The organism is Streptomyces sp. NRRL S-378 (assembly GCF_000720645.1).
In the GTDB taxonomy this organism is placed as follows: Bacteria; Actinomycetota; Actinomycetes; order Streptomycetales; family Streptomycetaceae; genus Streptomyces.
The window spans coordinates 20,810-27,454 of sequence record NZ_JOBX01000077.1 but is presented as its reverse complement, the minus strand read 5'-3'; the positions used below and the strand labels follow the sequence as shown (position 1 = coordinate 27,454).

5 protein-coding genes are annotated in these 6,645 nt (G+C 74.2%); all 5 read left to right on the top strand.

Annotated features, from left to right (window positions below; translation table 11 throughout):
* Positions 1–1,290: resuscitation-promoting factor (locus IH80_RS0133760; RefSeq protein ID WP_234432468.1), on the top strand; the 1,290-nt coding region annotated here is incomplete at its 5' end.
* Positions 1,291–1,364: 74 nt separating this feature from the next.
* The gene (rsmA, locus tag IH80_RS0133755; protein WP_030965536.1) at positions 1,365–2,276 is read left to right on the top strand and encodes a 16S rRNA (adenine(1518)-N(6)/adenine(1519)-N(6))-dimethyltransferase RsmA; all 912 of its coding nucleotides are present in this window, start codon (positions 1,365–1,367) and stop codon (positions 2,274–2,276) included.
* Positions 2,273–3,211: a 4-(cytidine 5'-diphospho)-2-C-methyl-D-erythritol kinase gene (locus IH80_RS0133750; RefSeq protein ID WP_037881915.1), complete on the top strand. Its 939-nt coding sequence runs from the start codon at positions 2,273–2,275 to the stop codon at positions 3,209–3,211. The genes rsmA and IH80_RS0133750 overlap by 4 nt, the downstream gene beginning before the upstream one ends.
* A 136-nt stretch (positions 3,212–3,347) precedes the next feature.
* Entirely contained in the window at positions 3,348–4,679 is a 1,332-nt protein-coding gene (locus IH80_RS0133745; protein WP_030965533.1) for an acyltransferase family protein, read from the top strand.
* Positions 4,680–4,707: 28 nt separating this feature from the next.
* Complete coding sequence (locus IH80_RS0133740) at positions 4,708–6,507, top strand: ABC-F family ATP-binding cassette domain-containing protein (RefSeq protein ID WP_030965532.1); 1,800 nt, start codon at positions 4,708–4,710, stop codon at positions 6,505–6,507.
* Positions 6,508–6,645: the final 138 nt, after the last annotated feature.

Genomic DNA, 6,645 nt, shown 5'->3' with positions numbered 1-6,645 from the left:
ACCCGGACCCCCCCCCTCCCCGACTCCGGCGCGTCCGCCCCGGGCCGGCGCGCCCGCGGCCGTACCGCCGTCGAGGAGCCCCCCGCCGGCACCGGCCGGCGCCGCGGCGCCGCCGAACCGGCCGTCCCCGCGCCCGCCGGGACGGGGCACGGCCGCCGCCGGGCCGCGGTGCCCGTGCTCATCGGCCCCGCCGCCCCCGCCGGGAACTGGCGGCGGATCGTGCCGCAGGCCCTGGTCGTCGCCTTCCTCGCAGGCGGCACGACCGCGTTCGTCGCCGCAGACAAATCGGTACGCCTCACCGTCGACGGAGTCCCCAGGGAGCTGCACACCTTCGCCGGCGACGTCGAGGAACTCCTCGTCGCGGAAGGCGTCGACGTCGGCCCCCACGACCTCGTCGCCCCCGCCCCCGGCGAACCCCTCGACGACGGCGAGGAGATCGTCGTCCGCTACGGCCGCCCCCTGCGCCTGACCCTCGACGGACAGCAGCGCCAGGTGTGGACCACCGCCCGCACCGTCGACGGCGCCCTGCGCCAGTTCGGCATCCGCGCCGAGGGCGCCTACCTCTCCGCTCCGCGCACCGCCCCCGTACCGCGCGCCGGCCTGGCCCTCAGCGTCCGTACCGAGCGCAGCGTCACCTTCATGGCCGACGGCCGCGAGCGCACCATCCGCACCAACGCCGCCACCGTCCAGGAGGCCCTCGACCAGGCGGGCATCACCCTCCAGGGCCAGGACACCACCTCCGTACCGCCCACCGACTTCCCGCGCGACGGGCAGACCGTCACCGTGCTCCGGATCACCGGCACCCGCGAGGTCCGCGAGGAGCGCATCCCCTTCGCGACCGAGAAGGTCAGGGACGCCGAGCTGTTCGCCGGAACCGAGGTCGTCGAGCGCGCCGGCCGGCCCGGCGCGCGCAGGGTCACCTACAGCCTGCGCACCGTCAACGGGGTCCGGCAGAAGCCCCGCGCCATCGCCGACGAGGTGGTGCGCGAGCCCGTCACCCAGCTGGTCAGGGTCGGCACCAGGCCGCTGCCGAGCTCCGTCTCCGGCGCGGACGGCCTCAACTGGGCGGCCCTCGCCCAGTGCGAGTCCGGGGGCCGCCCCTCCGCCACCGACGCGTCGGGGACGTACGGCGGCCTGTACCAGTTCGACGTCCGCACCTGGCAGGGCCTCGGCGGGAGCGGCCGCCCCCAGGACGCCCCGGCCGCGGAACAGACCTACCGGGCGAAGAAGCTCTACGTGCAGCGGGGCGCGAGCCCGTGGCCCCACTGCGGCCGCAGGCTCACGTCGTAGGCCGCGGGCCACGTCCGGCGCCGGAGGTTCACGTCGTCGTCGGGACCGCTCCGCCGATCTGAGACGCTTTACCGGTGAGCACCGCAGAGCAGCAGCCCGATAACCCCGCGCCCAGCACCCCCGACGCCCTCCTCGGCCCCGCCGACGTCAGGGAGCTGGCCGCCGCCCTCGGCGTACGCCCGACGAAGCAGAAGGGGCAGAACTTCGTCATCGACGCCAACACGGTGCGCCGGATCGTGCGCACCGCCGAGGTCCGCCCGGACGACGTGGTCGTCGAGGTCGGCCCCGGGCTGGGCTCGCTGACGCTCGCGCTGCTGGAGGCCGCCGACCGGGTCGTCGCCGTCGAGATCGACGACATCCTGGCGGCCGCGCTGCCCGCCACCATCGAGGCCCGCATGCCCGCGAAGAAGGACCGCTTCGCGCTGGTCCACTCCGACGCGATGCTCGTGACCGAACTGCCCGGCCCGGCGCCGACGGCGCTCGTCGCGAACCTGCCGTACAACGTGGCCGTGCCCGTCCTGCTCACCATGCTCGACCGCTTCCCGAGCATCGAGCGGACCCTCGTCATGGTCCAGGCGGAGGTCGCCGACCGGCTGGCCGCCGAGCCCGGCAACAAGGTCTACGGGGTGCCCTCCGTCAAGGCCAACTGGTACGCGCACGTGAAGCGCGCCGGAGCCATCGGCCGCAAGGTGTTCTGGCCCGCGCCCAACGTCGACTCCGGTCTCGTCTCCCTCGTGCGGCGCACCGAGCCGATCAGGACCAGCGCCTCGAAGGAAGAGGTCTTCGCGGTCGTCGACGCGGCGTTCGCGCAGCGCCGCAAGACCCTGCGCGCCGCCCTGGCCGGCTGGGCCGGCTCGGCGGCGGGCGCGGAGGCCGCGCTCGTCGCCGCGGGCGTCTCCCCGCAGGCCCGCGGTGAGTCCCTGACGGTGGAGGAGTTCGCCGCGATCGCCGAGCACAAGCCCACGCCGGAGAGGCCCGCCCTGTGAGCACGCGCACGCGCACGAACACGAGCCCGCGTACGACGCCCGTCACCGTACGGGTCCCCGCGAAGGTCAACGTCCAGCTGGCGGTCGGCGCGGCCCGCCCCGACGGCTTCCACGACCTGGCCAGCGTCTTCCTCGCCGTCTCCCTCTTCGACGAGGTGACGGCGGCCCCGGCCGACGCGCTGACGGTGACGTGCGAGGGCCCGGACGCCGACAAGGTCCCGCTGGACCGCACCAACCTCGCGGCGCGCGCGGCCGAGATCCTCGCCGCCCGCAACGGCCTCGCCCCCCTGGTGCACCTGCACATCGCCAAGAACATCCCCGTCGCCGGCGGCATGGCGGGCGGCAGCGCCGACGGCGCGGCGGCCCTGCTGGCCTGCGACGCCCTGTGGGGCCTGGACACCCCGCGCGAGGAACTCCTCGACATCTGTGCGGAGCTCGGCAGCGACGTCCCCTTCAGCCTCGTCGGCGGCGCAGCCCTCGGCACCGGCCGCGGCGAGGTCCTCACCCCGGTGCCCGCCGGTTCCTTCCACTGGGTGTTCGCGGTGGCCGACGGAGGCCTGTCCACCCCGGCCGTCTTCCGCGAGTTCGACCGCCTCGCCGAAGGCACGCACATCCCGGAGCCCCAGGCCTCCCCGGCCCTCCTCGCGGCCCTCGCCTCCGGCGACCCGGACGCGCTGGCCGCCACCCTGGCCAACGACCTCCAGCCCGCGGCCCTCTCGCTGCGGCCGTCGCTGGCGGCCACGCTGGACGCCGGCCTCGCAGCCGGCGCCCTGGCCGCCCTGGTCTCCGGCTCGGGCCCGACGACGGCCTTCCTGGTCGCCGACGAGGAGGCCGCCGCCAAGGCCGCCGCCGCCCTCGAGGCCTCCGGCACCTGCCGCGCCACCCGCATCGCCTCGTCCCCCGCCCCGGGAGCCACGCTCCTGCCGCCGTCCTGACCCGCGGCCCGTGCGCCGGGGCGCCGCCCCCGGTCCCGGGTCCCGAACGCCGGCGCGGCCGGGCCCGCCGTACTCAGGCCGGAGTTGAGTACCCGCGCCCTGTCGAGGGGCGGGCGGCGGGGGAGAGCGTGGGTGCATGACAGCCACCGCGCGCGCCATGGCCGCCGCCACACCCGCCGACCGCGACCGGTACGTCGACCTGCTGCGCGTCGCCTCGCTCGGCACGGTCGTCGCCGGGCACTGGCTGATGGCGGCGGTCAGCGGCGACGGCATAGGGAACCTGCTCGCCCTCGTGCCCGCACTCCAGGTGCTGACCTGGGGGCTCCAGATCATGCCGGTCTTCTTCTTCGTCGGCGGTTTCTCGCACGCCCTCTCCTACCGCTCCCTGGCCCGCCGCCACGACGGCCCCGTCTACGCCGTCTTCCTGAGGGCCCGGCTGCGGCGGCTGCTGCGGCCCACCCTCGCCTTCGTCCTGGTGTGGGCCGGCGTCGCGCTCGCCGTGCAGCTCGCCGGCCGCGGCGGCGGCCCGCTGACCGGCGCCGCGCTGCGGCTGGTCACCCAGCCGCTGTGGTTCATCGGGATCTACCTGGCCATGGTCGCCTTCACCCCGCCGCTGCTGAAGCTCCACGAGCGGCACGGCTGGGCGGTCTTCGCCGCGCTGGCCGGCGCCGCCGCACTGGTCGACGTACTGCGCTTCGCGCTCGGCGTCCCCTACGTGGAGTTCCTGAACTTCGCCCTCGTCTGGCTCGCCGTCCATCAGCTCGGCTTCCTCCGCGCCGACGGACGCATCCGCCGGCCCGCCCTCCTCGCCGCCGCCGGCCTCGCCGGGGCCGCGCTGCTGGTCGCCTGCGGCCCGTACCCGCTGTCCATGGTGGGGATGCCTGGCGAGAAGGTGTCCAACATGGCCCCGCCCACCCTCGCCCTGCTCTGCCACGGCCTGTGGCTCGTCGGCGCCGTGCAGCTCGCCGCCCGGCCCGTCGGCGCCTGGCTGCGGCGTCCCCGCGTGTGGCGTACGGTCGTCGCCGCCAACGGCGTCGCCATGACCGCCTTCCTCTGGCACCTCACCGCGATGCTCGCCGTGTACGGGGCGCAGCTCGCCCTCGGCATGGACCTGCCCGCCCCCGCCACTGCCGCCTGGTGGGCGCAGGTCCCCGTACGGATCCTGGCAGCGGCGGCGCTGACCGGCCTGTTCGTCGTCCTGTTCCGCCGCTTCGAGGCCCCCGCGCCCGCCCGTCCGGCCGGCCCCCCGGGATCCGCCGCCGGCCCCGTCGCCGCCCTCGGGATCACCCTGTGCCTCCTCGGTGTCCTGGGGGTTTCCATGACCGGACTCGGAGGCCTGCTCGACGGCCACAGCGCCACCCTGATCGCCTTCCCCGTCACCGCACCGGCGGCCATCGGCATGGCCGTGGCGGGCGCCTGGCTGGTGGAACGGTCCGCCCCGGTCCGGAGGGTTAGGCTGAGGGGCTGATCCACACCCCTTCCCTGGAGCGCGTCTGATGGCCGTCAATCTGGTCAATGTCGAGGCAGTCAGCAAGGTGTACGGCACACGTACCCTGCTGGACGGCATCTCCCTCGGCGTGTCCGAGGGGGACCGGATCGGCGTCGTCGGCCGCAACGGCGACGGCAAGACCACCCTCATCCGGATGCTCGCCAAGCTGGAGGAGCCCGACAGCGGCCGCGTCACCCAGTCCGGCGGCCTGCGCATGGGGGTCCTCACCCAGCACGACTCCCTCGACCCCGCCGCGACCATCCGCCACGAGATCATCGGCGACATGGCCGACCACGAGTGGGCCGGCAACGCCAAGATCCGCGACGTCCTCGTCGGACTCTTCGGCGGCCTCGACCTGCCCGGCTTCAACCAGGGCCTCGACACCGTCATCGGACCGCTCTCCGGCGGCGAGCGCCGCCGCATCGCCCTCGCCAAGCTCCTCATCGCCGACCAGGACCTCCTGATCCTCGACGAGCCCACCAACCACCTCGACGTCGAGGGCATCTCCTGGCTGGCCGGCCACCTCCAGGTGCGCCGCTCCGCACTCGTCTGCGTCACCCACGACCGCTGGTTCCTCGACCAGGTCTGCACCCGCATGTGGGACGTCCAGCGCGGCGAGGTCTTCGAATACGAGGGCGGCTACAGCGACTACGTCTTCGCCCGCGCCGAACGCGAACGCATCGCCGCCACCGAAGAGGCCAAGCGGCAGAACCTGATGCGCAAGGAGCTCGCCTGGCTGCGCCGCGGGGCCCCCGCGCGCACCTCCAAGCCCCGCTACCGCATCGAGGCCGCCAACGAGCTCATCGCCGACGTGCCGCCGCCGCGCGACAAGTCCGAGCTGATGCGCTTCGCCAACGCCCGCCTCGGCAAGACCGTCTTCGACCTCGAGGACGTCACCGTCCAGGCCGGCCCCAAGACCCTGCTCAAGCACCTCACCTGGCACCTCGGCCCCGGCGACCGCGTCGGCCTGGTCGGCGTCAACGGCGCCGGCAAGACCTCCCTGCTGCGCGCCCTCGCCGAGGCCGCCCGCACCCAGGGCGAGGCCCAGCCCGCCGCGGGTCAGGTCATCGTCGGCAAGACCGTCAAGCTGGCCTACCTCTCCCAGGAGGTCGGCGAACTCGACCCGTCCCTGCGGGTCCTGGAGGCGGTCCAGCGCGTCCGCGACCGGGTCGACCTCGGCAAGGGCCGTGAGATGACGGCCGGCCAGCTGTGCGAGCAGTTCGGCTTCACCAAGGAGAAGCAGTGGACGCCCGTCGGCGACCTCTCCGGCGGTGAGCGCCGCCGGCTGCAGATCCTGCGCCTGCTGATGGACGAGCCCAACGTCCTCTTCCTCGACGAGCCCACCAACGACCTCGACATCGAGACCCTGACCCAGCTGGAGGACCTCCTCGACGGCTGGCCCGGCTCGATGATCGTGATCTCCCACGACCGGTTCTTCATCGAGCGCACCACCGACACCGTCATGGCCCTGCTCGGCGACGCCAGCCTGCGGATGCTGCCGCGCGGCCTGGACGAGTACCTGGAGCGCCGCCAGAAGATGATCGAGGCGGCCGCCCCGGCGCCCGCGCCGGCCGCCGCCGCGAAGTCCACCTCCTCCGGGGACTCGCGCGCCGCGAAGAAGGAACTCCAGAAGATCGAGCGGCAGCTCAACAAGCTCGCCGACCGCGAGGGGAACCTGCACGCCCAGATCGCCGAACACTCCACCGACTACGACAAGGTGGCCAAGCTCGACGCGGAGCTGCGCGAACTTCTCGCCGACCGCGACGAATTGGAGATGCGCTGGCTGGAGCTCGCCGAGGAGGCCTAGATTCCGTGGGTCCTAGGGGCCAACTGACCGGATAACGACGGCGTCACGGGCCGGTCCTCCCTTGGGAACAGGGGGTGGACCGGTCCGTTGTATGCACGGTGTCAGTGATAGAAAGGTCATTCTCCCCGACCCGCCGAA